Source organism: Alteromonas sp. 1_MG-2023, assembly GCF_030547075.1.
Taxonomy (GTDB): Bacteria; Pseudomonadota; Gammaproteobacteria; order Enterobacterales; family Alteromonadaceae; genus Alteromonas.
Map to the genome: position 1 here is coordinate 1 of NZ_JAUOQH010000042.1, position 1,546 is coordinate 1,546.

The 1,546-nt window shown below is 46.1% G+C and carries 1 protein-coding gene; it reads left to right on the forward strand.

From position 1 onward, the window contains the following. The first annotated feature begins 75 nt into the window (after positions 1-75). Positions 76-1,230 (forward strand): IS110 family transposase, encoded by a 1,155-nt coding sequence (locus tag Q4561_RS19740; protein ID WP_303462967.1) that lies wholly within the window; start codon positions 76-78, stop codon positions 1,228-1,230. Positions 1,231-1,546 lie beyond the last annotated feature (316 nt).

Consider the following 1,546-nt stretch of genomic DNA (forward strand, 5'->3'; position numbering starts at 1 on the left):
CGCATTTTCGTGGGTTAACTTTTCAGCCAGAGCCATAATTAGTTTGTTCAATACTAAATCAATTTGGAGGCTAGCATGAACAAACATAGCATGATTTTTATCGGATTGGATACGCATAAAGAGTTTCACGAGATTGCCTATTGTGAAGAGCAGCGCGGGGCAAGTGCGGTGCACTATGGCCGAATTTCTTCTTCAAAAGTCAGCGTCAAAAAGCTCATTCGTCAGTTTGAATCGAAATACCCTGGGGCAACGATTCACGTTGTGTATGAAGCAGGGCCATGTGGATATTGGATTTATCGACTTATCACAAGTTTAGGGCATTGTTGCTATGTCGTCGCGCCTTCCCTTATTCCGAAAAAGCCTGGTGACCATATTAAGACCGATAGGCGCGATGCGTTAAAGCTGGTGAAGTTGTTAAAATCGGAAGATCTCACGCCTATTTATGTGCCGGAGCCAGAAGATGAGGCGGTAAGAGATTTATCCCGCGCTCGAGAGCTTGCCATGAAGGATTTAAAAGAAGCCAAATACCAACTCAAAGCGCTGCTGCTGAGAAACAATATTCGGTATGAAGGCACTGCTAACTGGTCGAAGAAACATCTGCGGTGGCTGACTGAATTGATATTGCCTCATCCCGCGCAGCACATCGTGCTGCAAGAGTACTTACAAACGATAGAAGAGCGCATACGACGACTTGAAAGGTTAGATAACGAACTCACCCATCATGTGCATCTGTGGCGCTATTATCCTGTTGTTAAAGCGATCCAAGCCATGCGTGGTGTGAGGCTGCTAGTGGCGGTTGGGGTTGTTGCGGAACTTGGTGATTTACACCGATTCGACCACCCGAGAAAGCTTATGGCTTATTTAGGCTTAGTACCCAGCGAACATTCCTCTGGTGGAAAGCGTCACTTAGGCGCTATTACGAAGTCTGGTAACGGCAGAGCTAGGCGCTTGTTAATTGAGGGGGCGCACAGCTATCGATATCCAGCAAATGTATCGACTAATATTCAAATTCGCCAAGAAGGGCTACCCAAAGACATCGTCGATATTGCATGGAAAGCACAGCTTCGTCTGTGCAAACGCTACCAGCGAATGAGTAAAAAAGGTAAGCACTACAACCTTATTATCACCGCAATAGCCAGAGAGATGGCAGCCTACATATGGGCTATCGCTAAAGAAGTGGTGCTTACGCCAGTTAATCCAAAATTGAGATTGAGCAGAGTACCTGCATGATAAACGAGTTTGAGCTAATGCACTCGGATCAGGCCGCGGAATGTGGCACAACCTACGAGGGCGTTATGACGGCAATAACTTAACGGTTATTGATCCACGAACATAGACTGATGAGAAGGTGCTACGGCGGAGTGAGTAAGGTAGGCACTGTTCATTGAGAGATGAATAATCCACGAATACCAGCATGACAACCGACGACATTACTGCCTCATCCGGTGCGTTAGCTCATTTATTTAGAGCAGAAAACAGCTAATTATGGACCGAAAAAATGTCAGGGAGACACTCGGTTTTTATTGACAAGGGGAGTCATACCAAC